This window comes from Hymenobacter metallilatus, from assembly GCF_003944705.1.
Classification (GTDB): domain Bacteria; phylum Bacteroidota; class Bacteroidia; order Cytophagales; family Hymenobacteraceae; genus Hymenobacter; species Hymenobacter metallilatus.
Genome location: NZ_RWIS01000020.1, coordinates 20,722 through 46,533, shown reverse-complemented (window position 1 = coordinate 46,533; position 25,812 = coordinate 20,722). Strand labels below are relative to the sequence as shown.

The 25,812-nt window shown below is 60.0% G+C and carries 21 protein-coding genes and 1 tRNA gene; 11 read left to right on the top strand and 11 right to left on the bottom strand.

Features of this window, described 5'->3' with window-relative positions; genetic code table 11:
• Positions 1 to 2: 2 nt before the first annotated feature.
• The 8 genes from EI290_RS21335 (at position 3) to EI290_RS21300 (ending at position 9,593) form a co-directional block, all read left to right on the top strand.
• Complete coding sequence (locus tag EI290_RS21335) at positions 3 to 557, top strand: hypothetical protein (RefSeq protein ID WP_125433677.1); 555 nt, start codon at positions 3 to 5, stop codon at positions 555 to 557.
• Between the two features lie 177 nt (positions 558 to 734).
• Positions 735 to 1,172, top strand: a complete 438-nt coding sequence (locus EI290_RS21330; protein ID WP_125433676.1) for a Zn-dependent protease — start codon at positions 735 to 737, stop codon at positions 1,170 to 1,172.
• A gap of 85 nt (positions 1,173 to 1,257) precedes the next feature.
• Positions 1,258 to 2,655 carry a sugar MFS transporter gene (locus EI290_RS21325; protein WP_125433675.1) on the top strand — a complete coding sequence of 466 codons (1,398 nt, stop codon included), beginning with the start codon at positions 1,258 to 1,260 and terminating at the stop codon, positions 2,653 to 2,655.
• Between the two features lie 230 nt (positions 2,656 to 2,885).
• Positions 2,886 to 3,659: a bacteriorhodopsin-like gene (locus tag EI290_RS21320; protein WP_125433674.1), complete on the top strand. Its 774-nt coding sequence runs from the start codon at positions 2,886 to 2,888 to the stop codon at positions 3,657 to 3,659.
• Positions 3,660 to 3,758: 99 nt separating this feature from the next.
• Positions 3,759 to 4,766 (top strand): Brp/Blh family beta-carotene 15,15'-dioxygenase, encoded by a 1,008-nt coding sequence (locus EI290_RS21315; RefSeq protein ID WP_125433673.1) that lies wholly within the window; start codon positions 3,759 to 3,761, stop codon positions 4,764 to 4,766.
• A 167-nt stretch (positions 4,767 to 4,933) separates the two neighbouring features.
• Positions 4,934 to 5,962: a UDP-N-acetylmuramate dehydrogenase gene (gene murB, locus EI290_RS21310; protein ID WP_125433672.1), complete on the top strand. Its 1,029-nt coding sequence runs from the start codon at positions 4,934 to 4,936 to the stop codon at positions 5,960 to 5,962.
• A 193-nt stretch (positions 5,963 to 6,155) separates the two neighbouring features.
• Entirely contained in the window at positions 6,156 to 7,172 is a 1,017-nt protein-coding gene (locus tag EI290_RS21305; RefSeq protein ID WP_125433671.1) for a hypothetical protein, read from the top strand.
• A gap of 129 nt (positions 7,173 to 7,301) precedes the next feature.
• The gene (locus EI290_RS21300) at positions 7,302 to 9,593 is read left to right on the top strand and encodes a phospholipase D-like domain-containing protein (protein WP_125433670.1); all 2,292 of its coding nucleotides are present in this window, start codon (positions 7,302 to 7,304) and stop codon (positions 9,591 to 9,593) included.
• A gap of 151 nt (positions 9,594 to 9,744) precedes the next feature.
• Here the strand turns inward: EI290_RS21300 and rlmF are convergent, their stop codons facing one another.
• From rlmF to EI290_RS21280, 4 genes are all read right to left on the bottom strand, one after another.
• The gene (rlmF, locus tag EI290_RS21295; protein ID WP_125433669.1) at positions 9,745 to 10,671 is read right to left on the bottom strand and encodes a 23S rRNA (adenine(1618)-N(6))-methyltransferase RlmF; all 927 of its coding nucleotides are present in this window, start codon (positions 10,669 to 10,671) and stop codon (positions 9,745 to 9,747) included.
• A 207-nt stretch (positions 10,672 to 10,878) separates the two neighbouring features.
• The gene (locus tag EI290_RS21290) at positions 10,879 to 13,296 is read right to left on the bottom strand and encodes an endonuclease MutS2 (RefSeq protein WP_125433668.1); all 2,418 of its coding nucleotides are present in this window, start codon (positions 13,294 to 13,296) and stop codon (positions 10,879 to 10,881) included.
• 198 nt (positions 13,297 to 13,494) lie between these two features.
• Complete coding sequence (locus EI290_RS21285; protein ID WP_125433667.1) at positions 13,495 to 14,253, bottom strand: TIGR02757 family protein; 759 nt, start codon at positions 14,251 to 14,253, stop codon at positions 13,495 to 13,497.
• A gap of 114 nt (positions 14,254 to 14,367) precedes the next feature.
• Positions 14,368 to 15,396: a LysM peptidoglycan-binding domain-containing protein gene (locus EI290_RS21280; protein WP_125433666.1), complete on the bottom strand. Its 1,029-nt coding sequence runs from the start codon at positions 15,394 to 15,396 to the stop codon at positions 14,368 to 14,370.
• Between the two features lie 288 nt (positions 15,397 to 15,684).
• Between EI290_RS21280 and kdsB the strand changes: the two genes are divergently transcribed.
• Positions 15,685 to 16,434, top strand: coding sequence for a 3-deoxy-manno-octulosonate cytidylyltransferase (kdsB, locus tag EI290_RS21275; protein WP_125433665.1), 750 nt, complete (start codon positions 15,685 to 15,687; stop codon positions 16,432 to 16,434).
• 77 nt (positions 16,435 to 16,511) lie between these two features.
• Here the strand turns inward: kdsB and EI290_RS21270 are convergent, their stop codons facing one another.
• The 7 genes from EI290_RS21270 to EI290_RS22550 all read right to left on the bottom strand — a co-directional run bounded on the left by EI290_RS21270 (position 16,512) and on the right by EI290_RS22550 (position 22,662).
• On the bottom strand, positions 16,512 to 18,644 hold the full coding sequence (locus tag EI290_RS21270; protein ID WP_125433664.1) for a glycoside hydrolase family 97 protein: 2,133 nt from the start codon (positions 18,642 to 18,644) through the stop codon (positions 16,512 to 16,514).
• 259 nt (positions 18,645 to 18,903) lie between these two features.
• Complete coding sequence (locus EI290_RS21265) at positions 18,904 to 19,248, bottom strand: translation initiation factor (protein WP_125433663.1); 345 nt, start codon at positions 19,246 to 19,248, stop codon at positions 18,904 to 18,906.
• Positions 19,249 to 19,344: 96 nt separating this feature from the next.
• Positions 19,345 to 20,214, bottom strand: coding sequence for a diacylglycerol/lipid kinase family protein (locus tag EI290_RS21260; RefSeq protein ID WP_185817110.1), 870 nt, complete (start codon positions 20,212 to 20,214; stop codon positions 19,345 to 19,347).
• 75 nt (positions 20,215 to 20,289) lie between these two features.
• Positions 20,290 to 20,862: a hypothetical protein gene (locus EI290_RS21255; RefSeq protein ID WP_125433661.1), complete on the bottom strand. Its 573-nt coding sequence runs from the start codon at positions 20,860 to 20,862 to the stop codon at positions 20,290 to 20,292.
• Positions 20,849 to 21,241: a hypothetical protein gene (locus EI290_RS21250; RefSeq protein WP_125433660.1), complete on the bottom strand. Its 393-nt coding sequence runs from the start codon at positions 21,239 to 21,241 to the stop codon at positions 20,849 to 20,851. The genes EI290_RS21255 and EI290_RS21250 overlap by 14 nt, the downstream gene beginning before the upstream one ends.
• Positions 21,242 to 21,490: 249 nt before the next feature.
• Entirely contained in the window at positions 21,491 to 22,498 is a 1,008-nt protein-coding gene (gap, locus tag EI290_RS21245) for a type I glyceraldehyde-3-phosphate dehydrogenase (RefSeq protein ID WP_125433659.1), read from the bottom strand.
• A 23-nt stretch (positions 22,499 to 22,521) separates the two neighbouring features.
• Complete coding sequence (locus tag EI290_RS22550) at positions 22,522 to 22,662, bottom strand: hypothetical protein (protein WP_185817108.1); 141 nt, start codon at positions 22,660 to 22,662, stop codon at positions 22,522 to 22,524.
• A 140-nt stretch (positions 22,663 to 22,802) separates the two neighbouring features.
• Here EI290_RS22550 and EI290_RS21240 point away from each other — a divergent pair.
• Both EI290_RS21240 and EI290_RS21235 read left to right on the top strand, forming a co-directional pair.
• A tRNA-Glu gene (locus EI290_RS21240) sits at positions 22,803 to 22,874 on the top strand.
• 113 nt (positions 22,875 to 22,987) lie between these two features.
• Positions 22,988 to 25,747 carry an alpha-L-rhamnosidase-related protein gene (locus tag EI290_RS21235; protein WP_246009026.1) on the top strand — a complete coding sequence of 920 codons (2,760 nt, stop codon included), beginning with the start codon at positions 22,988 to 22,990 and terminating at the stop codon, positions 25,745 to 25,747.
• Positions 25,748 to 25,812 lie beyond the last annotated feature (65 nt).

Below are 25,812 nucleotides of genomic sequence, written 5' to 3'. Positions count from 1 at the left end.
ACATGCAAGGGCTGTTCCGTAAGATTCGATTGATTACCCCTCTCGTTCTGCATTTCTCTATTGACAAAGACCAATTTATACAACGGCTCCAGCCGCACGTTGCACCGCCTCACATCAACCCGTTTGGGCGTTTGGGCCGCATTTTTTCGCCTGAGGTTGCGCCTTACACCGGAATAATAAATACTGATACCGTCCAAATGAAGCCCCGAGCGGAAGAAAACTGGGCTTTCGCACCTTCATTTCGGGCAACACTGTTACCGGATCCAGCCGGAGTGCGAGTAGAAGGAGAGTTAAACGGAGCGTCTTTACATGTAGTAGCACCGGCTCTCTTATATTCTGCATTCATACTTTTTGTCCTGACCGTCTTTGTCTCACAGACCGGGAAGATGACTTTTTTAAATGTAATAATGTTGTTGCTTGCGTTCCTGTTTCAGGGAGCATTCTTGGTTGGTTTGCCATATTTCAAAACCCGTCGTGGCATGCAGAAAATGGCCAATGATTTGAAACGGGACCTATTTTATTTTGTAGAACGACCGGTGCAGAGCCCAAACTCATAGGTTAGTTTTATGGCATTGCGCACGGCATACCTGGTTCTCTTGTTCGCCTCAGCCATTGCCGGCTGCCAGTGGCTCACCCCACACCCACCGGTGCTGGTGCTCCAGCCGTTTCGGGGGATGCCCCGGGCACTCACCGATTCGGTGCGGCACTAGCTCCGGCGCGCGGCCGTACCGGTAGTGGTAGCGCCAGTTCGGCCGCTGCCCTCAGCCGCGTACTACCCACCCCGTCACCGGTACCGCGCCGACTCCCTGCTACGCTACCTGACCCGGCACTACCAACCCGACACGTTGGTTATCGGCCTGACCCGCCACGACATCAGCACCACCAAAAACGGCCACCCCGACTGGGGCGTGCTGGGGCTGGGCTACCAGCCGGGCCGGGCGGCCATGGTATCCAGCTTTCGGCTGCGACACCACAATCTGAGTACACAGTTTTATAAAGTAGTACTGCACGAAATTGGCCATACGCAGGGCCTGCCGCACTGCCCGGAGCCGACCTGCTTCATGCGCGACGCGGAAGGCGGCAACCCCACCGACCAGGAAACTGGTTTCTGCCCCCGCTGCACCGGGCACTTGCGGGCGCAGGGTTGGGCGCTAGCGCTGCCACCCACCTAGGCAGATGTTATTCAGAAAAACTCCGTAGCATTGCTTAGCCGGCCTTTCGGGCCGGCTTCTTCTTTCTATTTATTTCCGCCTTTGCATGGCTATTCCTTCTACTTCTTCCGGCTCGGCCACCGTTGGCACCGCCGCGCGTAGCTACGCGCTGCCCATGGCGGCCATGACCAGCCTGTTTTTCCTATTTGGGGCCGTTACCAACTTCAATGGGGTGCTCATGCCCTACCTGAAGGATGTGTGCCAGCTCACTGATTTTCAGTCATCCACGGTATCGGTGGCGTTTTTCGGGGCCTATTTCCTAATGTCGTTGCCGGCCGGGGTGCTGCTGAAACGGCTGGGCTACCAGCGCGGCATTGTAGTGGGGCTGCTGATTATGGCCGTGGGGGCGCTGGTGTTCATTCCGGCGGCCAACTCCCGGGTATTTGGGGTATTTCTGCTGGGCCTGGCCATTCTGGGGGCCGGTATTACTCTGCTGCAGGTGGCGGCCAACCCCTACGTATCGGTGCTGGGCCCGGCCAGTGGGGCAGCGTCGCGGGTGAGCCTGGTAGGCGTAGCCAACAACTTTGGCGGCACTCTTTCTCCCCTGCTGGGCGGTATGCTACTATTTGGCGGCTCCGAAGTGCTGAAGGCCCGGCTGGCGGCCATGCCCGTGGCCCAGCGCCTGGGCGAGGAAGCCGCCCTGGTAAAGGGTCCGTACATTGGCCTGGCCATGTTTCTGGCCGTGTTGGCGGGCGTGTTTGCCCTGCTGAAACTGCCGGAGCTGGAAACCTTCACCGACGAAGAAACGGCCGCTGCCGACACGGCCCTACCCGCCCGGCGCTCGGCCCTGCAGTACCCGCACCTGGTGCTGGGCGTAGTGGCTATTTTCCTGTATGTGGGCGTAGAGGTTGGGTTGGGCGATTATCTGATCCGCTTCGGAGAAACCCAGAATATTCAGCAGCTGTCGGACTTTACTCAGGCCCTGGTACGCAGCCTGAGTGTGGCTACCAACTGGGGCGCAGCCCTGTTCGGACAGGCGCCAGCCCCTATTGATACCACGGCGGGCTTCACTAAGGCCGTTGGCGCGGTACTGGTATCATCGTATTGGTTTGGCTCCCTGATTGGGCGGGTGGTAGGCATTCCGCTGCTTAGCCGCATCAATGCCCGGCTGGCCCTGGTGCTGGTGTGCGCCGTGGCGCTGTTGAGCGTGGTGGCCGCAGTGCTGGTGCGCGGCGAAGCGGCCTTGTGGCTGGTGGTACTCTGCGGCCTGTGCAACTCCATTATGTGGCCCGTTATCTTCCCCCTGGCTATCAAAGGGCTGGGGCCGCTTACCAAGCAGGGCTCTTCTTACCTGATTATGGCCATTGTGGGCGGGGCCCTTATTCCTTTCCTGATGGGAGCTGTTTCCACCTACGCCGGGGGCCTGCGGGTAGCCTTTGTACTGCCAGCCCTGTGCTACGCCTATCTATTGTATTACTCGCTCAGGGGTTACCGGCTGCGGTAGTCGAACTATTTCTCCTCCTCCGCGGGGTCGGAACCAGTCTGCTGCCTGGTTCCGACCCCGCTTCCTTTTGCACCAGGTTAGCCGGTTGATGTGCGAAGAATACAGCAAGGGCTGCCCTCGATACTGGATAATTATTTTGTTTAATCTTTTGTCATCAAAGTTTAAACATTCGAACATATTACTCTCTTAATGCAGTATAGTTTCTTCTCTCACCATCAACCACTTATCTCATGCAAACGATAATACTCGACGTCATGCGCATTCCGGTTGACGACCCAGTAGCCTTTACGTTCTTCACGGGGTACATGGCCATGGCGGCAGCCTCCGTATTCTTCCTGTTTGAGCGGAGTACGGTGGCCGACAAATGGAAAACCTCCCTCCTGGTTTCGGGCCTGATTACGGGCATTGCAGCCGTGCATTATTACTACATGCGCGACTACTACGTGACCACCCACGAAACCCCCATTGCCCTCCGCTACATCGACTGGACCCTAACCGTGCCGCTGATGGTAGTGGAATTTTACCTGTTGGTGCGGGCGGCCGGGGCCAAGGCCTCCCTGCTCTGGAAACTGATTCTGGCGGCCTTCATCATGCTGGTGTTCGGCTATATCGGCGAGGCCTTTACCGATGGGTCGATGCGCCACTCGGTGCTGTGGGGCTCCTTGTCTACGCTGGGCTATGTGTATATTCTGTACGCGGCCTGGATGGGCGAAGTGGCGCAGCTGGCCGCGGCGTCCAACTCGGTATCGGTACAGAAAGGTGTACGGGCACTGGCGTGGTTTATTCTGGTGGGCTGGGCTATTTACCCCATCGGGTACATGGCCATGCCCGGCGGCTGGCTCGGGCCGGATGGAGCCAATATTCTGCGGCCGCACGACTTGGACTTGCTCTATAACATTGCTGATGCCATCAACAAAATCGGCTTCGGCCTGGTGGTGTATGGCATTGCCCGCAGCGAATCGGTGGTGAAGGTAGCCCCAGCCAACGCCGCCTCGGTGGTGTAGCGGCGGGGGGGTTACTCCGGCTTTTCTGGAATTCACCGGCTGGCAGGCTGCGTTGCCCACCCCGGGTCGTGCAGCCTGCTTGTTCTTTCTCCGCTACGTATGCTTTCTTCTCCCGGTACAATGGCGGCGGTGCCATGGCCCCCACGCTATTATTCCTATGCGGCCGTTAGCCTGCTAGTCGGGCTTGGGCAGTTGTTTCCAGCCTACACCAACTTCGTGTTGGGCGTACCGCTGGCTGTGGGCATGGTGGCGTTGGGCCTTGCCCACGGAGCCTGCGACCAACTGGTAGTGCCCGCCGCAGCGCCGGCCGCAAACGCGCTGCGCGACTGGCGCTACTGGGGCCGGTTTCTGGTCGGGTACCTGGGCCTGGCAGTTGTCGTGGGCTTGTGCTGGTGGCGCTGGCCGGCCGCTACCGTTGGCTTGTTCTTTCTGCTCACCATGTGGCACTGGGGCTCGGCCGATGCTCCCCCACCCACCCAGGTTTCAGGGGCGGTCTGGCTCAGTCATAGTCTGCTGCGCGGCACGTTGCTGTTTGCGGTACCGGCCACTTGGTGGCCCGTCGAGACGGCCAGCATCGTCAACGATTTGCTGCGCTTCACCGGAGCAGCAGCTATTTCCCCGTCCATGTTCGGCGCGGTATCGGGCGGGCTGGGAATAGTAGTGATGACCGGGCACGCAGCACTCTGGGGCTGGTATGCCCGGCAGCGGCGCTGGGATTTGCTACGCCAGGAGCTGGTGGAGCTGCTGGTACTGGCCGGGCTGCTCCTGCTGCTGCCGCCGCGCTGGTCGGTGGCGGTGTACTTTGTGTACTGGCACAGCCTGCAGCATGTACTGCGCCTGACCAGCTGGCTGAATAATGGGCAATTGCTGCCAACCGGCTGGGCCCTGCTGCCCCAGCTGGTGTTTTTCCTGCGGCGAGCCACGCCGCTGCTCCTACTGAGCTGTATGGCGTTGCTGGTGCTGGGCCGCCTGCTGGCTCACCGCCTGCCCGATGCCGCTGCCTGGTTCAGCCTGGCGCTGGTGGTGGCCTCCATCGTAACGCTGCCCCACGCCCTGCTGGTAACACTGGTGATGGATGCGCCCCACCGTAAGCGCAAAGCATTCTGACTTACCCGCGGGCTGCCGGCCTGCCTCATCCTTTTATTGATTCTTCTGCCGACCAGGTATCCTATTGGCCTTGCCGGTGCCAGGGGTGGGTGGCCGTGCGCGAGGCCGCACCTCAACGAGGCGGCAAACGGCTACCTTTGCGCCTGCATCATCCGTTTTCCTGCGCTATGGCCCCGGCTCCCCTACTTGAACACTCCGTTTCCCTGCGTCCCTTCAACACTTTTGGGCTCGATGTAAAGGCCCGGCTGTTTGCCCGCTTTGCCTCCACCGATGAGCTGCGGGCGTTGCTGGCGCTACCCGAGGTGCAGCAGGCCGAGAAGCTGATTCTGGGCGGGGGGTCCAACCTCTTGTTCACTCAGGATTTCGACGGCGTAGTGCTGAAAAACGAAATCCGGGGGCTGGAAGTGGTAAGCCAGGACGAGGACTCGGCCCTGGTGCGGGCCGGGGCCGGCGAGTCGTGGCACGGGCTGGTGCAGTTTACGCTGGATAATGAGCTCAACGGCATCGAAAACCTATCCCTGATTCCGGGCACGGTAGGCGCGGCACCGCTCCAGAACATCGGAGCCTACGGGGCCGAGCTGAAGGACACCTTCGACCACCTGGAGGCCTTGGAGCTGGCTACCGGCCACGTGCGCACCTTTACGGCCGCGGAGTGCGGTTTCGGCTACCGCGAATCGGTGTTCAAGGGGCCGCTCAAAAACCAGTATGTGGTAACCGGACTGGTGTTGCGCCTGCACCGCCGCGCTCAGCCCAACGTTAGCTACGGGGCCATCCAAACGACGCTGGAGGATATGGGCATTGGCGAAGAGCCCACTCCGCGACAGGTAAGCGAGGCCGTGATGCACATCCGCCGCAGCAAGCTCCCCGACCCGGCCCAGATTGGGAATGCCGGCTCGTTCTTCAAGAACCCCGAGGTGTCGCAGACCAAGTACGATGAGCTGCAAGCCCAGCACCCCAGCATCCCGGGCTACCCCGTGCCAGGGGGCGTAAAGGTGCCCGCCGGCTGGCTGATTGAGCAGTGCGGCTGGAAGGGCCAGCGCCGCGGGGCCCACGGTGTGCACGATAAACAAGCCCTGGTGCTGGTGAATCATGGCGGCGCCCAGGGCCAGGATATCCGGGAGCTGGCCTACGATATTATTGCCTCCGTGCGGGAGAAGTTTGGTATTGAGCTGCACCCCGAGGTAAATATTCTGTAGCCCCTTGAAAACGGGCCCGTTGCGGCAGACGCGGCGGGCCCGTTGTATTTCCCGCTTTTTTCCCATCTCTGGAAAAAAGTACAGCATTTTCGGAATCCGATGGCGTATTTTTACCTCAACTGGTAATACGGTTCCTTCATCACCTACCACCCACTTGCTCTCTTTTACTGCCCGCGCACAACCCTCACACTCCATGAAACGCATTGTACTCCCGGTTCTTTTGCTTTCCGGTACGCTGGTCGCCCAGGCCCAGCGCCAACCGGCTCGTCCTAAACCTGCTACCGCGGCGACCGTAGCAGCCCCAGCCCCCCCACCTACCATTAGTGCCGCCCGGGCGGCAGGTCCCGGCGCTACCGTAACAGTCCGGGGCGTGGTAACCAATGGCCCGGAGCTGGGTCAGTTACGCTTTGTGCAGGATAAAGTGGCTGGGCTGGCGGTTTTCTCTACCACCAACACCGATTTGCACGCCCTGGTTGCCGGCGACAGTGTGCACATAACCGGGACGCTCAAGAACTACAACGGTCTGCTGGAAATGGACCCCGTTGCCAGCGTAAGCAAGGTGGCTTCGGGCCGGCGGGTGGTTCCTCTGGAGGTGGCCGCGGCAGATATAAACACGGTGTTCGACGATGCCTACGAAGGCCGGTTGGTGCGCATCAAAGGGCTCAGCAGCCTCACCACCGGCACTGGTGCTCCGGCCGAGGCCCTTAAGGGCAACACCAACTATCTGCTCAACGGCCAGAAGACCACGCCCATTCGCATCCATGTGGCCTCTACTGGCGAGAATGGGCTGATTGATAAACTGCCGCCCACCAGCACCTACGACCTGATTGGCACCGTGAGCCAGTTTACCCAAACCGGTGCGGGCGGCTACCAGCTGCTGCCCCGCCTGTTTTCCGACTTTGTGGTGGCGGGCGGTTTGCCTGCTATTCAGGGCGAGCCAGTGCCTACCAACATTTACCGGAACGGCTTCACGGTTATTTTCCAGACGGCCAACCCCGGCAGCAGCAAGGTGGAGTACGGCAAAACGGCAGCCCTGGGTACCGTCGTCAATCTGCCCGCCCTTACTACCATGCACAGCGTGGAGCTGACCAACCTGGAGCCTACCACCACTTACTACGTGCGGGTGTCCTCCACCAATGCCAATGGCACCTCCAACTCGCCGGCTGTTCCCATGCTCACCGACAACAAAAAGAAACCAGCCGGCCGGTAACTGCTACGCACCACCATCCGGGAAGCGTCATAAACTCTTCATCTGGCCGCGCCCAACTTTAGGCTGAAAATCAGGATATTTGTATCCGTTTTTCAGTTGCACACCTTCCCCCCAACCTTTTTCGCTTTGATGAAAAAATTACCCCTGCTGGCATTGCTGTTCAGCCTTGCCTCCTGGCTGCCCGCGCACGCGCAAACGGCCATAACTATTGCCGCCGCCCGGGCACAGGCACCTGCATATGGCGCTTCCGGGGCCACGGTTACGCTACGCGGTGTGGTTACCAACGGCTCCGAGCTGGGAGCCATCCGCTACCTGCAGGATGGCACAGCAGGCATTGGTGTGTACTCCTCCACCCTGACTGCCAACGTACGCCAGGGTGACTCCATTCAGGTTACGGGTACCCTTAAGGACTATAAAGGGCTGCTGGAGCTGGATCCGGTTACGACGCTGACGGTACTGGCCGGCAACCGGCCGCTGCCCACCCCGGTGGCCTTCTCGGCTACCAATGCCTCCGCAGCCTATGCCGAAGCCTACGAAGGCCAGCTGGTGAAGCTCACCAATGCCACCACCGTTACCACCACGGCCGGGGCGGCTGTTACGGCATTTGCCAGCACTACCTACCGCATCAGCGGCAACGCCACCACCATCATGTACGTTAACGCGGCCTCCAACGGCCCCGACGGTCTGATTGGTAAGCCTTCCCCTACCGGCAATTTCGATGTGGTGGGCATTATGAGCCAGTTCACTAATACGGCTGGCAACACGGGTTACCAGCTGCTACCCCGCCTCTACGCCGACTTCCGCCAGGGCAATACGCCCAACTTCGTGAACGTGCCGGCTCCCACCAACATTACCACCACTGGCTTTACGGTGAGTTACATCACCCAGAACCCCGGTGATACCAAGCTGGAGTATGCTACCTCGGCGGCTGGCCCCTTTACGGCTGTTACCAATGCCACCAGCACCATTAACCACAGCCTGACCATTTCGGGCCTGCAGCCGGCCACTATTTACTACGTGAAGGCCAGCAGCACCAACGCCGCCGGCCTTTCTGAGTCGCGCGTAATTCCTATGATTACGGCTTCGCAGTCGACGGGTAAAATGCGCACCTATTTTACCAGCACCGTGAATACGGCACTGGCCAGCCCCGGCAACAATGCCCTGTCGCTACCGGGCGGGGCCATGGCCGATACCATTGCCCGCTACATTTCCCGTGCCCAACAAACGCTGGACATTGCCATCTATAACTGGAACAGCCCCACCATTCTGGCAGCCGTAAATGCGGCCAAGGCCCGGGGCGTGGCCGTGCGGGTGCTGTTCGAGAATGACAACGCCAACGTCAGCATCCAGAGCCTCGATGCCAGCATTCCGCGTATTGGCCGCCAGACGACCATGAATATCATGCACAATAAGTTTGTGGTGATTGACGCAAACAGCACCAACCCCAACCAGCCCTGGGTGTGGACCGGCTCAACCAACTGGACCGGTGCCCAGCTGAGCACCGACCGGAACAACTCCATTGCCATCCAGGACCAGTCGCTGGCCAAGGTGTACGCCGTGGAGTTCAACGAGATGTGGGGCTCGGGCACGCTGGCTACGGCTAAGTTTGGCTCCCTGAAAACCGACAACACCCCGCACTACCTCAACATTGCCGGCAAATCGGTCGAGTCGTGGTTCTCGCCCACCGACAACGTGAATGGCCGCCTGATTCAGGCCGTGCAAACCGCCGACAACGACCTGCACATTGCCACCATGCTGCTCACTCAGAGCGACATCGGCAACGCCATCCGCAACCAGATTCAGCAGAAGAACATCGGTAGCTGCTCGGAGATGCTGCTGAACGAAATTACCGCCAACACGGCCGCGCAGAGCATCTTCGACAACATCCAGAGCACCATCGGCAACCGCATCATGCTATACAATGGTACCGGCATCATGCACCACAAATACGCCATCATCGATGCCGGCGCCGCCCAGTCGGACCCGCAGGTGTTCGTAGGCTCGCACAACTGGAGCCTTTCGGCCAACACCGAAAACGACGAGAACACGCTCATCGTGCACGATGCCCGCGTTACTAACCAGTACTACCAGGAATTCGCCAAGCGCATTCAGGACCAGAACAACGGTGTGCAGGTGTGCAACCTGGTGCTGAGCAACAAAACGGCCACGGTGCAGCAGAGCAGCGTACAGGTGTACCCCAACCCCACCCGTGGCCAGTTCCAGCTGCGCGTGCAGTCGGGTGCCGCCCGCACCGCCCGCGTAACCCTGCGCGACGCCACCGGCCGCGTAGTGCTCGACCAAACCAAGCCGCTAAATGGTCAGGACATCAGCGTAGATGCCTCGCAGCTGCGCGCCGGGTTGTACCTAGTGCACATTGAAACTGCCGAGCAGACGCAGGTTAGCCGCGTGGTGGTAGAGTAATCAGAGGTTAGATATGAGAAGCTAGAACTCAGCTTTCTGGCGGCTCACACAGTAGAAAAGGCGGCTCCCGTACAGGAAGCCGCCTTTTTATTGATTGATTTTTCTCGATTGTCATCCTGAGTATGTCGCGCAGAATGACAAGTGGTAAAACCTACGCTTTCCACCGCCGCTGGGCCCAGGTCTGGCGTTGCTCGGGTGTTTGAAAGGACCAGGCCACGAGGCGGCTGATTTTTTGGCCCTGGCTCATCTGAATAACGTGGGTTTCGGGGGCACCGGCCAGTTTCAGGAAGTGCTGAATGCTGGGCAGGGTTTCCTTTTTGGAAATGAGCGTACTGAACCACAACACCTGCTGGCCCAGCGGCGCGCTTTGAGCCACCATGCGTTTCAGGAAGCCTTCCTCCCCGCCTTCACACCACAGCTCCGAGTTCTGCCCCCCGAAGTTCAGCACGGGCGCGGCCGCTTTGGGGTAGCCCAGGTTGCGATTTTTGCGTTGACTGCCCTCGGCCGCCGCCGCCGCCGAAGCATGAAACGGCGGGTTGCACACCACCAAGTCAAACTCCTCCCGGGGCTTCACGATACCATCGAACACGTAATCGGAGTGGGTTTGCAGGCGGAAATCAATGCGGCCGGCCAGCCCGGGATTGACGGCCACCATATTACGGGCGGCTTTCAGAGCTACCTGGTCAATTTCGGAGCCCACGAAGCGCCAGCTGTAGGCCCGGGAGCCGATGATGGGGTACACGCAGTTGGCCCCCACGCCCACATCCAGCACATGCACCGCTTTGCCGTGGGGCACCTCGCCGCCGTTGGCTTCAGCCAGCAAATCAGCGGCGTAATGCAGGTAGTCGGCACGGCCGGGAATGGGCGGGCAGAGGTAGCCGGCCGGAATATCCCAGTGCTGCACGCCATAAAACTGCCGCAGCAGCGCCCGATTCAGCGCCTTCACTGCGGCCGGGTTGGCGAAGTCGATAGTCTGGTCGCCGGTGGGGTTGGGCACCACGAAGGCTGCCAGCTCGGGGCTGTGACTGAGCAGCTGCGTAAAATCGTAGCGGGCGTTGTGGGGGTTACGAGGGTGCATAAATCACAGGTGGTACAGATGAGGAGGAAAGCGCAGATTTATTCTGGCTGGCCTTGTGAACTAAGTGGACTTCATAGATACAGGCTGGTAGCAGATAGTGAGGGCAACCGTTGGCTATCATAACAGTTGGGGAAAAGTACCCTTGAATCTACTATCACCGTCGTGCACTGCCTGAACGAATCTGCGCTATCTGCATCATCTGTGATTTTACTTCAACACGGCCACCGTCACCCCGTCGCCGCCGCGGTCGGCGTGCTCGTCGGCGACGCTGGCTACGGCGCGGGTGCGGTGCAGGTAGTCGCGGGCAATCTGTCGCAGCACGCCGTTGCCGCGGCCGTGCAGGATTTTGATTTCCGGCACACCCAGCATCACGGCGTCATCCACGTAGGCCATGATCTTATTGAGCGCATCCTCGGCCCGCTCCCCACGCAGGTCCAGGGTGGTGTTGAAGCCGGCCATGCGGCCCGTAATGTCGAGGGTGGCGTGCTGGGCCGGGGCTTTGCGGGCGGCGGTTTTCTCCCGCTCCCGGATTTCGGAGCGGGTGAGCTTTTCCAGCTGGCTGACTTTCACGATGGTTTTCAGCCCGCCGAAGCTCACCTCCGCCGTCTTGCCCTTCACGCTCATGATTTCGCCGTGGCCCTCCTGCCCCAGCAGCGCCACCTTGTCGCCGGGCTTGAGGGTGTTGGGGTCGGCCATTTCGCGGGTGGCCCGGGGCTTGGGCGGCTCAATGTGCAGCTTTTCGCGCACGAAGGTTTCCAGCTTGCCGCGGGCTTCCTTGGTACGTTCCTTCTCGGCCTGCCCAATCCGGATTTCCTGGATGGTAGACTCAATCTGCTGGTTGGCATCCTTAAGCAGCAGCTTGGCCTTGGCTTTGGCGTCGCGCAGCACCTCCAGCGTGGTATCATCGAGGTACTTCTTGAGGTCCTGATACTCCTGGGCGGCTTTTTTCATGCGCCGCTCGGCCTTGGCCGCTTCGGCGGTGCGCTGCTCCAGCTCGGTTTTCTCCTTTTCGAGACCCTCCAGCAGCCGGTCGTAGCGGATTTTGTCCTTGCCCACCAACTGCGTAGCGCGCTCCACCAGCTGCTTCGGCAACCCGATTTTACGGGCAATTTCGATGGCGAACGAGGAGCCCGGCTTCCCAATTTCGAGGCGGTAGAGCGGCTGCAGCTGGTCGGGGTCGTAGCGCATGGCCCCGTTCACGATGCCGGGCGTGCGCTCCGCGTAATTTTTCAGGTTGGTGTAGTGGGTGGTGATGACGCCGAAGGCCCGGGCGCGGTTCAGCTGCTCCAGCACCGCCTCGGCAATGGCCCCGCCCAGGCTGGGCTCGGTGCCGGTACCAAACTCGTCAATCAGCACCAGGCTGCGCTTGCCGGCCAGGGTCACAAACTGCTTCATGCTGAGCAGGTGCGAGGAGTAGGTGCTCAGGTCGTTTTCCAGGCTCTGCTCGTCGCCGATATCCAGGAAAATATCATCGAACATACCGGCCTCGGAGGTTTCGCCAGCCGGAATCAGCAGGCCGCACTGGAGCATGTACTGCACCAAGCCCACCGTTTTCATGCTCACAGACTTACCACCCGCGTTGGGCCCCGAAATCAGCAGGATGCGCTGCTCGGGCGTGAGCTCAATATCCAGGGGTACCACCTCGCGCGGGTCGTCCTTGGCGTGGCTCAGGAAAGTGAGGTAGAGCAGCGGATGGCGCACCTGCTGCCAGCGCATCATGGGGCGCGGATGCAGCACGGGCAAGGAAGCCTCCAGGCGGCGCGCCAGCTGGGCTTTGGCCCGAATGAAGTCGAGTAGACCGAGGTACTGATAGGCCTTGCGCAGATCCGGAATATGTGGGCGCAGCTGGACCGTGAGTTGGGTGAGGATGCGTACCAGCTCGCGGTGATAAGCATTATCGAGGTCCTTGATGTCGTTATTCAGCTCGAACACCGCTTCCGGCTCAATGTACACCGTCTGGCCGGTGGCCGACTCATCGTGAATCAGGCCCTTCACCCGACGCTTGTGCTCGGCAATAACGGGCAGCACCAAGCGCCCACCCCGGATAGTAGGCTCGGAGCCCTCGGGCACCCAGCCTTCCTGGCGGGCGTGGCGCAGGATGCCGGCAATCTGCTTGCGCAGCTGCACCTGCCGGGCAATCAGCTCCTGCCGGATCTGGCGCAGCAGCGGGGAGGCATCGTCGCGCACGAGGCCTTCATCATCCACCACTTTGTCCAAGGCGGCCAGCAGGTTGCGGTCTACCTGCACGCCAATGCCTAGCAGGCGCAGCGTGGGGTATAAGTCCTCTTCGGCCCGGGTAAAAAACGTCAGCGCCTCACGGATGGTGCGCAGGCTCATCTTGATGGCGTAAAAGGCGGCCACCTCCAGGTAAGAGCCGGGCAGGTTGGCCCGCACCAGGTGCTGGTGCACATCGTGGTAATGGGCACCTGGAAACTCCGCGCCGCTGTTGAGCAGCTGGCGGAACTCGTCGGTTTGCAGGAGCAGCTTTTCCAGCTGGTCGTGTTTGGTCAGGAAGCTCATCTTGGCTACAAACTGCCGGCCCAGCGCGCTCAGGCACAGGCCGTCCAGCAACTCACGCAGCTGCGTGAAGCCAATCTTCTGCTCGAAATTCTGGGGTAAAATCAAATCGGGGGGTCTTGGAAATCGGAATGGAATGCGAAGATAAACAGCAGACAGGGCCGGAAAGATTCACCTTCTTTAATGTGCCGAATGTATATAATGTGGAAATGGGATAGAAATGCCGCTACGTGTAGTCTGCCTTAGAGCTATGCAGTCCATCTTTTGCTATCATATTTAGCTCATTGCCCACATTCTGCACATTCCCTACATCTCCCCTTCTACTCCCAGCCCGAACAGGGCGAAATCGTACTTCACGGGGTCATGGGGGTCGAGGGTGCGGAGGTGGACGGTGAGGTCTTCGGCGGCCAGCCAATCTACCTGCTTGCGCTCCAGCAGGCCCAGCCGTCGGGCCACGCGCTCCACGTGCACGTCGCAGGGGCATATGAGGTCGGCGGGGGAAAGACGCTGCCAGAGGCCGAAATCTACACCGTACTCGTCACGGCGCACCATCCAGCGCAGGTACATATTCACGCGCTTACAGGCCGAGCCGCGGGCTGGGGTAGCCACATGCTTGCGGGTGCGCTGGGGCGCATCTTCCAGGCTAAAAAACAAGTTGTGGAAGTTTTCCAGCCGCTCCTTCTGAGTGCTACCTACCAAAAAGGCATCTTCCAGCGTTTCGTGGCTGGCATAAAACCAGCGCAGCCAGTGCACGAAGTAGAGCAGGTCGGTGTCGCAGAAGGTGCGGTGACAGAAGCCCAGTAGCCGCTTCAGGTCGTCGTCCTGGTGCTGGCGGATGAACTGGTAGGGCGCGTTGTCCATGCGTTGCAACAGCTCCCGGCACTTGCTGATGATGGTAGGCCGGCGCCCCCAGGCCAGCAGCGCCGCAAACAGCCCACTAATTTCTATATCCTGCCGCAGCGTAAACTGATGCGGAATGCTGATGGGGTCGAGGGCAATAAAGCCGGGCTGGTCGTAGTGGCGGTATTTCTCGTCGAGCAGGGCCCGCACCTGGGCGTGGTTCATGCGGTGAAGTGGTGAAATTGTGAAGTGGTGAAATTGTGAGTTGGACGTTCAATTCGCACAAACTGCGCAAGCAGAACATCAGATTCACAATTTCACCACTTCACAATTTCACCGTTACGGTACATAGTTGGTTTCGACGCGGAAGCGCTGGTCGGGAGTGGCCAGGCGCTGCACGGCCCGCTTGGAGAGCCGCACCAGGATGTTGGTGTTTTCGCCGGTATCGGGCAGCTGCCCAATCACGCGCACGTACACCGACTGCCCGTTCATGATATTTTTCACCTCCATGATGGTGCCGACTGGAGCGGTTTTGTGCAGGGCCAGGTATTTGTCCGAAGCATCCGTCTGGATGGCCGTAGCTAGCCCGCTTTCCGATACCCGCCGCACGATTTCACTGGCCCGGGAAGGTGCTTTTTCCTTTTCGGGAGCCGGTGCTGGGGTTGTGGGAGCCGGGGCGGGAGGCGTTACGGCCGGCGAGGTGGCCGAGTCCCGGGCCCGCTCCCGGGCAGCCCGTTCCCGAGCCTCTTTTTCCCGGGCTTCCCGGGCGTCGCGCTCCGCTTCCTCGTCCCGTTCCGGACGGGTGGTGGGAGCCGGACGGGTAGTAGCAACGGGCGTTGTGGGCCGGGCTACCGGAGCAGGAGCCGCGGCCGAGCCTGCCACCACTACCAACTGCCCCACACGCACATTGTAGTTGGCCGGAAAGCCATTGAGGCGGGCAAGCTCTGCCGGGGTAGTCTGGAAGCGGCGGGCAATGGCAAACAGCGTCATGCCGGGCTCTACCTTATACACCCGGTTGCCGCGCGCATCGGTAGGCAGGGACCGGGTGGCGGCGGGAGCTGCTACCGTAGCTTTGGGCGCGGCCGGCTGCGTGAGTACTACACGGTTGCGGGGCACCAAAATAAGCTGACCTGTCACCAGAGCTCCTTTCTGCCCCGAGTTGGCCTCCACAATGTCTTCCACGGGCACTTTATAGCGCCGAGCCACGCCATACAGCGTTTCGCCGGGCGTTACCCGGTGTTTGATGAGTAGCTTATTGCCCCGGTACTCAACGCCTATGGAATCGGGAGGGGCAACGGGGCCGGACGCAGCCCCGGCAGAAAGACCGGTAAATACAAACGCGGCAGTCAGCAACGGAAATCGAAACATACTAGTCGGCAGGCACAAAGCAGTGGCCAGGCAATATCGGCAAACCAGGCCCCGCTTGCATACAATTTGCCGAAAGTTACGGATTCGGCGCGGAGTGCCGATGTTTTTTAGCACGCTGACGGGTTGGAGTTGCTGATTTTGGGGATGAGCTGGTTTGCCGGGCCGTCGTTGGCCTTGTACCCCGGAGCTGTGCTCCGGGATACACGTGCTGGCGGCTTAGTGGACACGCATCTACTCAGCTTCGGCAGTTTTTTGCGTTTTTTGCCGGCTCATCCCTTTCCAACTACTATGCTTGCCATCGGCATCATTCCCGCCCGCTTTGCTTCTACTCGCCTACCCGGCAAGCCCCTCGTAGACCTGGGCGGCCAGACCATGATTGAGCGGGTCGTGCGCCGGGCCCAACAGTCGAGCCTGAGCCGGGTGGTAGTGGCTACCGACGACCCGCGCATTCTGGACCACGTGCGCGGCTTCGGGGGTGAGGCCGTGCTGACGGCTGCCGACCACCCCAGCGGCACCGACCGGGTGCACGACGCCTACCAGCAGCTGAACGTGCAGGCCGACTGCATCGTCAACATTCAGGGCGACGAGCCCTTCATTCACCCCCAGCAGATTGACGCGCTGGTAAACTTATTTCGCGCCGCCGAGCCACCGCAGCTGGCGACGCTGGTGAAGCCCGTAGTGAATGAGGAAGAGCTGTTCAGCCCCCATCTGCCCAAAGTAGTGCTCAACGCCCGGGGCGAGGCGCTGTACTTCAGCCGCCACCCCCTGCCCTACCAGCGCCAGCACCCGCAGGCCGAGTGGCTCCAGCACCACCGCTACCTGCGCCACATTGGCCTCTATGCCTACCGCCCCGATGTGCTCCGTGCCATCACCCAGCTGCCCCCATCTCCGCTGGAGCTGGCCGAAAGCCTGGAGCAGCTGCGCTGGCTGGAAGCCGGCTACCGCATCCAAACCGCCGAAACCGAGCTGGAGACCATCGGCATCGACACCCCGGAGGATGTGGAACGAGCTTTATATCAATTAAAAATTGAGAATTAGGAATTAAAAATTGGGCCGCTGAACGAAACATAAGGAGTCGTTCAGCGGCCCAATTTTTAATTCCTAATTCTTAATTTTTAATTGACAGCCACCAGGCTGATAGCATAACCGCCGCCGGGGGCGCAGAGTTGGGTGAGCTTGGTTTTGCTGGTTACCGTTTGCTTGCGGATCTGGTAGGCTTGGGGGTTCTTTTCGTAGTGGGCCGTGGGAGCGTCGGCGTAGATGGTGGCGGTGTACTTTTTGCCGGGCTCCAGGAAGCTCAGGTCGATGCGGGAGGTGCGGCCGTTTTCGTCGCAGGTGCTGCCGATGAACCAGCTGCTTTTGCCTTTGGCCTTGCGGGCGTAGGTGATGTAGTCGCCGGGCTCGGCTTCCAGCACTTTGGTGTCATCCCAGTCCACGGCCACATCCTTGATGAACTGAAAGGCGTCGAGGTGCTGGTTGTAGTGCTCGGGTAGGTCGGCGGCCATTTGCAAAGGGCTGTACATGGTTACGTACAGGGCCAGCTGCCGGGCCAGAGTGCTGTGTACAAAGGAAGTATTGCCGGGGTTGAAGGTGCTGATGCGCGTCTGGAAGATGCCGGGCGTGTAGTCCATCGGCCCGCCGATCAGGCGGGTGAAGGGCAGAATGGTGGTATGGTCGGCGTTGCTCCCGCCGAAAGCCTCGTACTCGGTGCCGCGGGCGGCTTCGTTGCCGATCAGGTTGGGGAAGGTGCGCGAGAGGCCGGTGGGGCGCACGGCTTCGTGGCCGTTCACCATGATTTTGTGCTCGGCGGCCTTTTCCAGCACGTAGTTGTAGTGGTCAATCATCCACTGGTCGTAGTGGTGGTGGCCCAGCGGCACGATGTCGCCCACGTAGCCGGTTTTCACCGCGTTGTAGCCGTACTTGTTCATGAACTGGAAGGCCGTGTCCAGATGCCGCTCGTAGTTGCGCACCGAGCCGGAAGTTTCGTGGTGCATGATGATTTTTACGCCCTTACTCTGGGCGTAGCGGTTCAGCTCCTGCACGTCGAAATCGGGGTAGGGCGTCACGAAGTCGAACACGTAATCCTTGTGCTTGCCGAACCAGTCTTCCCAGCCCGTATTCCAGCCTTCCACCAGCACGGCATCGAACCCGTGCTTGGCGGCGAAGTCGATGTACTCCTTCACGTGGGCGTTGTTGGCTCCGTGAGTGCCATTGGGCTTCACCTTCAGGTAGTCCACCGAGTCGAGCTTGATATTGTCCATGTTGGTGTACGACCAAGTACTCTTGCCCGTAATCATTTCCCACCACACGCCCACGTACTTCACCGGCTTAATCCACGACACGTCCTTGAACTTGGTGGGCTCATTGAGGTTCAGCACCAGCTTGGAGAGCAGAATGTCGCCCGCTTTGTCGCTCACGATGACGGTGCGCCAGGGCGAGTTGGCCGGCGTCTGGAGCAGTCCTTTGTCACCCACGGCGTCGGGAGTTAGGTGGCTTTCCAGCACCATATTCTTATCGTCCAGCTCCAGGTGCATGCAGCTGTAGTCGATGAGTGCCGCCTCGTGGATGTTGATGTAGAGGCCGTCCTGGCTTTTGAGCATGAGGGGCGTCTGCACGCCGGTGGGCGAAAACGTGGTCTGGGAGGCGTTGCCGGTTACGGCCGACTTCATCAGCCCGCGCACTTCCGAGAGCTTGGACGTGACGGTGCTGTACTCCTGGGTGTCGTAGTCGCCGGGCAGCCAGAAGGCTTTATGGTCGCCGGCCAGGGCAAACTGGGTGCGCTCCTCCTTCACGGTGAAGTAGCCCAGCTCGGGCTGGCGCGGAAACTCGTAGCGGAAGCCCAGGCCATCATCAAACACCCGGAAGCGCAGGCGCATGGTGCGCTTGGTGGCGGGCTGCGTGAGCGTGACGGCCAGCTCGTTGTAGTGGTTGCGGATGGTTTTCGACTCGCCCCATACCGGCGTCCAGGTTTCGTCGAAGCTGCGCCGCTCGGCGCTGGCCTGGGTGAAACCAGTGAGCAGGGACGGTACGTTTTTCAGCTCCAGACCCAGCTTGCTGGGCTTAATCACCGGCCGGCCTTTGTAGGTGAGCGAGTACGTGGGTACGCCACCCTCGGCCAGCGTCACGCTGAGCGTCAGCTGCTTGTTGGGCGACTGAATTTCTTCGGCCCGGAGGGTACCCCAGAGCAGGCACAGCAGCGTCAGCAGCCCCAGGCGGCGGGCAGAAACGGGAATACGGAGTGGGTTCATGCGGATGAAATAGGAGTGCGTGGCGGCCCCAGTGGCCGGGAAAGGGTTATTCGCCGCAAGTTGCTACTCTCCCGCCACAACCACTACGCTGCCGTTACCCAATTCCCCGGCGGTATTGATTTTAACGGCTGTTCAGGCGTCATTTCTCGCTGAGGTTCGCGGAGGGATGCGCGGAGGTTCGCGGAGGTGTTCGGTAGGTTGTCGTGCAACCACCGTAAGGTCCTTCGCAAGCTCAGGATGACAGTTCCGAACGTTTCCCCTACCCGCCGGCTTTTTTGGCTTTGTAGCCTTTTTCCAGCAGCACGGCCAGCACTTTGTCGCGGAAGTCGCCCTGGATGAGGATTTCACCGTCTTTGGTGTTGCCGCCCACGGCGCACTTGGTTTTGAGCAGCTTGCCCAGCTCCTGTAAATCCGCATCCTGGCCTACGAAGCCAGTAATCAGCGTGACCTGCTTGCCGCCCCGGGCCTTTTTATCGAGCTGCACGCGCAGGTTCTGCTGCTGCGGGGGCAGGGTGGCGGCGGTTTCCTCGGCGTTGTCCTGGTATTCAAAATCGGGGTTGGTGGAGTACACCACGCCTTCCCGGCGGTTGCTCTTGGCTTTCATGCGGTGAGATAGTGAACTTGTGAGATGGTGAGTTGTCGTTGAATCCGTACAAAGAGACAAGTAAACTCACCATTTCACAAGTTCACCATCTCACCACTACACCGCCACTTCCAGAGCCAGAGGTTCCAGCTCCACCTCGAAGTCGGTGGCGTCGGTTACGTAGTCACCATCGACGTGGAAGCCCAGGGGCTCGGCGGCCTGCACCCGGATGCGGCGGCTGGTGTGGTAGGCAGCCCCGCCGGAGGTGGCCAGGGTGCCCAGAGCCAGCCCCACTCCTACCCGCACGGCCCGCAGCATAGGCAGCTCGTCAATCAGGCACACATCCAGCAGACCATCCTGAATATCGGCGCGGGGGGCAATGTAGGCGTTGTTGCCGTACTGGGCGGCGTTGGCGAAGGCCAGTACGTAGCAGTGCGTATCGAGCAGCCGGGCGTTTTCCAGCTCCACCTGCACCGGCACGGGCCGGTAGCGGCGGTACTCGCGCAACGCCACTTTCACGTAGGTGCTCAGGCCCCGGGTGCCGGCCTGGGCAAACATCTTGCTCACGTGGGCATCAAACCCCAGCCCCGCCGTGCAAAAAAACCAGTGCCCGTTGATACGGCCCGCATCAATCCGCTGAAATGTCGGCTGGCAGGCCCGGCGCACGGCTCCCGGTAAGTCCAGGGGCAGGCGCAGGTGGCGGGCCAGGCCGTTGCCCGAACCCCGGGGCACGATACCCAGCGCCGCCGACGTGCCCAGCAGCCCCCGGGCCACTTCGTTCACGGTGCCGTCGCCGCCCACGGCCACCACCACCCGGCAGCCGGAGGCCGCGGCTGCGCGGGCCAGCTCGGTGGCGTGGCCGGCCCGCTGGGTCAGCTGAATCTCAAACTCAGCCCCGGCGGCCGTGGCGTAGCGCGTGAGCAAAGCCGGCACATCCTGGGTGCGTTTGGTGCCGGAAGCCGGGTTGAGGATGAAGCAGATACGCACGGGGTAAGCTACGAGTAGGTGAAAAAGAACAATTGCGAAGTCAGCAAGTCATCAAACTTTTACTAATCAACACACTCAATAATGATCTTTGACTATTCGCAGATAATTCAGGGTAGCAAGACGAACAGAGGGATTATAGAGTGAATTTTTGAGTATCTTATAATGCGCATTAATGAACAATATATCATTACCATGTAAACTATAAGATAGTATTTGTGAACTATTCAATTTAGATGCCTGATAATTACCTTCAAGCCTTTTCGATTTTTCATTCCACCTGTACTCCACGACAGTAGAATCGTCCACCAGCAACGGCCCTCCGTCTGCCATTGCCGTATCTGGCAGCTGAATGTAGTACACCATTTTTATTCGAAGTGGATTGGTTGATTGCACCGTGGAAACTAGCTCCCATGCCCGAAAGCCCCAAAACAACTGAGAGTTTCCATCTTTCAGTTCTTTCAACACAGGCAGCAGTTTATTACCATCATATTTATAAAAGAAATAGTTGTTCCACCAGATACCTGAACCACTTTGAAATTCCTGAGTATAGTATACGATAGTTTTATTATCTACATCCACGAAGTGATTCAAATCTAATCCATAGTGATTATAACCTTTATGAACTGCCAGTAGCTTATTCTGTTGCAAAAAAATATAATGACGCTGACTTGCAATGCTCCTTAAACCCAATACCAACAGCAAATTTCTCAAAATAATTGTTGGCAAACGAATAAAACGCAACCGAAATACTATCTACCGGAAATGACCTGAACAAGCCTTCCTTATTACATTCTCGTCCGATTGCAGGGTCTTTGAAAATCCGCCGCGCTGCCGCCAGCGTCATTCTCCCTTGTCGCGCCGCTTGCTTCACAAGCGTAAAATCCTGCGCCGACAATGCCCGATTAAGCAGCGTGTGCTGCTGGAAGATGGAATCAGCAAAAAAGGCTGCTTCCTTGGCCAAAGGCTGGGACGGCAACCGACCAATGCTATCCAAAAAAGCCTCTAGCTGCTCATCGGAATAGGCCATGTGCTTTACATCCTGTTGCTTTCTGAAGGGCAAGGCGGAGGCCGCGGTACCAGCTTCTTTTTCCTTTACCGGTTTGCTACAGCAGACGAGAAACAGGCAAATAATCAAGCAAATATATTTACACATAATTTCAGCGGCTCACGCTCTTATACAATCGGGTGGCTACCTGATATTTCAGCTATACCTCCGCAAAATAAAGCCGCCTGTCCGGTTTCCCGAACAGGCGGCTTATCAATTACAGCTCAAGAACTAGCCGTTCATTTTTTCGCCCAGCTTCTGGATGAGGTCAGCGGTGCGGGTGCTGTAGCCGGTTTCGTTGTCGTACCAGCCTACTACTTTCACCAGCGTACCGTTGGCCGAAGTCAGCTCCGAGTCGAAGATGCACGAGTGGGTGTTGCCCACGATGTCGATGCTCACGATGGGGTCGGTGGTGTACTCCAGGATGCCTTTCAGCGGGCCTTCAGCGGCAGCCTTCACGGCGGCGTTGATTTCCTCCTTGGTTACTTCCCGCTTCAGAATTACGGTCAGGTCGGTAGTCGAGCCGTCTGGAATGGGCACGCGCATGGCAATACCGTCGAGCTTGCCTTTCAGCTGGGGCAGCACCAGACCCACGGCTTTAGCGGCGCCGGTGCTGGTGGGGATGATGCTATAGGCGGCGGCGCGGGCGCGGCGCAGGTCTTTGTGGGGCGCGTCCTGGAGGTTCTGGTCGGAAGTGTAGGCGTGCACCGTGGTGATGTAGCCTTTCTCGATACCAAACGCATCATCGAGGGCCTTGGCCATGGGAGCCAGGCAGTTGGTGGTGCAGGAAGCGTTGCTCAGAATGGTTTCCGAGCCGGTAAGGATGTCCTCGTTCACGCCCAACACTACCGTCGGGATGTTGCCGGTAGCGGGAGCCGAAATAACTACCTTCTTGGCACCAGCCGTCAGGTGCTGACCCGCGCCGGCCTCGTCCACGAAGCGGCCCGTCGATTCCAGCACCACGTCGATGCCCATGTCGCCCCAGGGCAACAGCTTGGGGTCGCGCTCCGCCAGGGCGTGAATGCGCTGCCCGTTTACGGTCAGGCTGTCCTCGTCGTAGGCCACGGTGCCGTCGAAGCGGCCGTGTACGGAGTCGTACTTGAGCAGGTGGGCCAGCGTTTTGTTGTCGGTCAGGTCGTTGATTGCCACGACCTCCACGTTCTCGCGCTGGAGCAGCGCCTTAAACGTGAGACGGCCGATGCGGCCGAAGCCGTTGATGGCAACTTTGATTTTAGCCATAGTGGTATGGGGAAATGGGAGGTTTATCGGTCCGGGAGGGCCGGGTGAAAACGCGGAGCGAAGGTAACGGGCTGGGGGTACTCTGCCAAATCGAACCCAAAGTAGGTAGCCGGAGCTGTGACGACCCGGGCAGCCCCCACCGATTCGGTTCCTGTGGCCTTCATGTCAGTAAAAAATTTCCGACTGAAAATCAGCCGATTTATCCCGAACCGACTAATTTTTTCAAAACCAGGTATTGCGCCGAAAGTTCCGCCGCCTATCTTTGCAACACCAAAACGGAAAACGCTCCGGTCTTTGGGTTTCTGGTCCGTTCGTCTAGGGGTTAGGACAGTAGATTTTCATTCTACCAACAGGGGTTCGATTCCCCTACGGACTACTTCACAAAAAGCCTTCTGCTGCTCAGCGGAAGGCTTTTTTCGTTGTGCTGACTTCGGCGGCGCTTGTGCCCGCGCTACGCAACCGCAGGCGGGCGTTCTGCGTCTGGTACCCATGATGCCCCACTCCTTTTCGCTGAACGGCCTGCTGGCGCTGGCTTTGCTGGGTGCCTGCCAAACGCCCAAATCCGCCGCGCCCGTGCCCGCTTCCTTCTCCGTCCCGACTCCGCCCCCGCCCCCGTCGGCCGACATGCCTCTGATCTGGAAAAATGAGGCCTTTGCCCTCTACGCCGACCGGGTGGAGCAGGGGCCGTACGTGGCCCGGGCGGTGTCGCGCACCGAGCTGACTTCCAACTACCAGAGCCCCGCCAACGCCTACCAGGACCCGCGCATCACGTTCAAGTTCAGCCTCAACGGCCAGGACAACGAAATGGCTCCGGGCCAGGACCACAGTCTCGTGGCGCTGCCGGCGGCGGGGGCGGCGGAGCTGGAAAGCCCACTGCTCACGTTTGGGCGGCAGTTCGTGGATAAAACGGTAGTTCCCGCCAATACTTACCTGGCCCCGAACACCCGGCTGAAGCTGTGGCTGGATATGCGGCCCGTGCTGGCGGCCTTCCAGAAGCAGGGCTACTACACCACCTACCAGGGTCAGAAGCTGTACCAACAAGATTTCAAAGGTGTATTCGTGGCCGGCAATACGGCTCCGCTCACCTGGGACTTTGCCAACCTGGCGGGCAAGCGGGAGCAGGAGCTAAAGGATCCCGACGGCAACGGCATCTACGAGGTGACGCTGGTGCTGAACTCGCCGGCCGCCGCCAAAACCACGGCCGGCCGCTGGCAGCAAACCCTCAACACCGCTGACCTGCCGCAATACCGCTCCGACTACCCCATCACCGACGCCCTCTACAACCTGGCCCTGGAAGAAGCCCGCCGGGCCGTGGAGCCCGACAGCACCTTCCGCACCGGCCAGGAGTGGGCCGGCGTCTGGACGCGCGACATCAGCTACAGTATTATCCTGGCCCAGGCCACCTTGCAGCCTCGGGTGGCCATGAACAGCCTGCTGCGCAAAGTATCGAAGCAGGGCCGCATTATTCAGGATACCGGCACCGGCGGGGCCTACCCCTGCTCCACCGACCGAATGATATGGGCGGTGGCGGCCTGGGAAATCTACCTGGTGACGGGCGACGAGGCCTGGCTGCGCCAAGTGTACCCGATTATCAGGAACTCCATTGAGGATGACCAGCAGAACGCCTACGACGCGCAAACCGGCCTGGTGCGCGGGGAATCGTCGTTTCTGGACTGGCGGGAGCAGACGTACCCGCGCTGGATGCAGCCAGTGGACATTTATCAGAGCGAAAATCTGGGTACCAACATCGTGCATTTTCAGGCCAACCAGGTGCTGGCGCTGATGGCCGAACACTTGGGTGAAGCCACCGTGGCCCGGCAGACCCGGGAGCAGGCCGGGCGCATCAAAGCCGGCATCAACCAGCAGCTCTGGCAGGAAGAAAAGGGCTACTACGGGCAGTTTTTGTACGGCGGTAATTTCCTGAGTTTGTCGCCTAAAGCAGAGGCCTTGGGTGAGGCCCTGAGTGTGCTGTACGGCGTAGCCGATGAAGCGCGGGCCAAAACAGTGGTAGCCCGCACGCCCGTAACGGCCTACGGCATTCCGTGCCTCTACCCCCAGATTCCGGGCATTCCTCCCTACCACAACAACGCCGTGTGGCCCTTCATGCAGAGCTTTTGGGGGCTGGCGGCGGCCCGGGCCGGCAACGAGGCGTCGGTGCTGGAAAGCATGGTGGCGGTGTACCGCCCGGCCGCGCTATTCCTGACCAATAAGGAGAACTTCGTGGCCCAGAATGGCGACTTTGCCGGCACCCAGATCAACAGCAGCAACATGCTCTGGAGCCTTTCCGGCAGCCTGGGGCTGGTGTACAAGGGGCTGTTTGGAATGGATTTTCAGGCTGACGGCTTAGTGTTCCGGCCGTTCGTGCCGCAGGCGTTTCAGGGCCGCCGGGAGCTGACCGGCTTCCGCTACCGGGGCGCGGTGCTGGATATTGAGCTGCAAGGCTTTGGTAATGAAATCAGCACCATCACGCTGGATGGGCAGCCGCTGCCTGCTGCCACGGTACCCGCCACGCTTACCGGCCGCCACACCATCCGCATCGAGCTGAAAAACCAGGCTCCGGCGGCGGCTTCTACCAACCGCGTCGCCAACTGGTTTGCTCCCGAAACGCCCGCCGTGCGCTATGCTGCCGGCCGCCTCAGCTGGGCTCCGGTGGCCGGGGCCTCGGCCTACCAGGTGCTGCGCAACGGGCAGTTTGCGGCCCGCACCACCGGAACCAGTCTGGCCGTGACGCCTGGCCTGTACGCCGAGTATCAGGTAGTAGCCGTGGATGCCGGGGGGCAGGAGTCGTTTGCCAGTGAGCCGCTGCCGGTGCCGAGCCAACCGGCCCAGCTGGTGCAGCTGGAAACCCGCGCCGCCAAATCAAGCAAAGCCTATAAAGGTTTCAGCGGCACGGGCTTCGTAGAAATCAGCCGGACGGTGAATACCCACCTCACCATTCCCGTAACCGTGCCCGAAACCGGCCTCTATGCCCTCGATTTCCGTTACGCCAACGGCAACGGCCCCCTCAACACCGATAACAAATGCGCCCTCCGCACCCTGCGCCTGGGCCAGCGGCAGCTGGGCACCGTAGTACTGCCCCAGCGCGGCGTGGCGGAGTGGTCGAGCTGGGGATTCTCCAACCCGATATTGGTGCGGCTCCCGAAAGGCTCCCACACGCTGACGCTGCGCTTTGAGCCAGCCAACGAGAATATGAACGGCGAGATAAACCAGGCCATGCTGGACTACCTGCGCCTGACGCGGGTGCAGTAGCGGGGTTGGGGTTGGAGGAGGGGATAGAAATCAATCAGACCGTCATTCCGAGCGGAGCCGAGGAA

Excerpts from the sequence above, each read along its gene's own strand:
- EI290_RS21335 (WP_125433677.1), top strand. The coding sequence starts at position 3 with ATGCAAGGGCTGTTCCGTAAGATTCGATTGATTACCCCTCTCGTTCTG.
- EI290_RS21325 (WP_125433675.1), top strand. The coding sequence starts at position 1,258 with ATGGCTATTCCTTCTACTTCTTCCGGCTCGGCCACCGTTGGCACCGCC.
- EI290_RS21320 (WP_125433674.1), top strand. The coding sequence starts at position 2,886 with ATGCAAACGATAATACTCGACGTCATGCGCATTCCGGTTGACGACCCA.
- EI290_RS21315 (WP_125433673.1), top strand. The coding sequence starts at position 3,759 with ATGCTTTCTTCTCCCGGTACAATGGCGGCGGTGCCATGGCCCCCACGC.
- murB (WP_125433672.1), top strand. The coding sequence starts at position 4,934 with ATGGCCCCGGCTCCCCTACTTGAACACTCCGTTTCCCTGCGTCCCTTC.
- EI290_RS21305 (WP_125433671.1), top strand. The coding sequence starts at position 6,156 with ATGAAACGCATTGTACTCCCGGTTCTTTTGCTTTCCGGTACGCTGGTC.
- EI290_RS21300 (WP_125433670.1), top strand. The coding sequence starts at position 7,302 with ATGAAAAAATTACCCCTGCTGGCATTGCTGTTCAGCCTTGCCTCCTGG.
- rlmF (WP_125433669.1), bottom strand. The coding sequence starts at position 10,671 with ATGCACCCTCGTAACCCCCACAACGCCCGCTACGATTTTACGCAGCTG.
- EI290_RS21285 (WP_125433667.1), bottom strand. The coding sequence starts at position 14,253 with ATGAACCACGCCCAGGTGCGGGCCCTGCTCGACGAGAAATACCGCCAC.
- EI290_RS21280 (WP_125433666.1), bottom strand. The coding sequence starts at position 15,396 with ATGTTTCGATTTCCGTTGCTGACTGCCGCGTTTGTATTTACCGGTCTT.
- kdsB (WP_125433665.1), top strand. The coding sequence starts at position 15,685 with ATGCTTGCCATCGGCATCATTCCCGCCCGCTTTGCTTCTACTCGCCTA.
- EI290_RS21270 (WP_125433664.1), bottom strand. The coding sequence starts at position 18,644 with ATGAACCCACTCCGTATTCCCGTTTCTGCCCGCCGCCTGGGGCTGCTG.
- EI290_RS21265 (WP_125433663.1), bottom strand. The coding sequence starts at position 19,248 with ATGAAAGCCAAGAGCAACCGCCGGGAAGGCGTGGTGTACTCCACCAAC.
- EI290_RS21250 (WP_125433660.1), bottom strand. The coding sequence starts at position 21,241 with ATGGCCTATTCCGATGAGCAGCTAGAGGCTTTTTTGGATAGCATTGGT.
- gap (WP_125433659.1), bottom strand. The coding sequence starts at position 22,498 with ATGGCTAAAATCAAAGTTGCCATCAACGGCTTCGGCCGCATCGGCCGT.
- EI290_RS22550 (WP_185817108.1), bottom strand. The coding sequence starts at position 22,662 with ATGAAGGCCACAGGAACCGAATCGGTGGGGGCTGCCCGGGTCGTCACA.
- EI290_RS21235 (WP_246009026.1), top strand. The coding sequence starts at position 22,988 with ATGATGCCCCACTCCTTTTCGCTGAACGGCCTGCTGGCGCTGGCTTTG.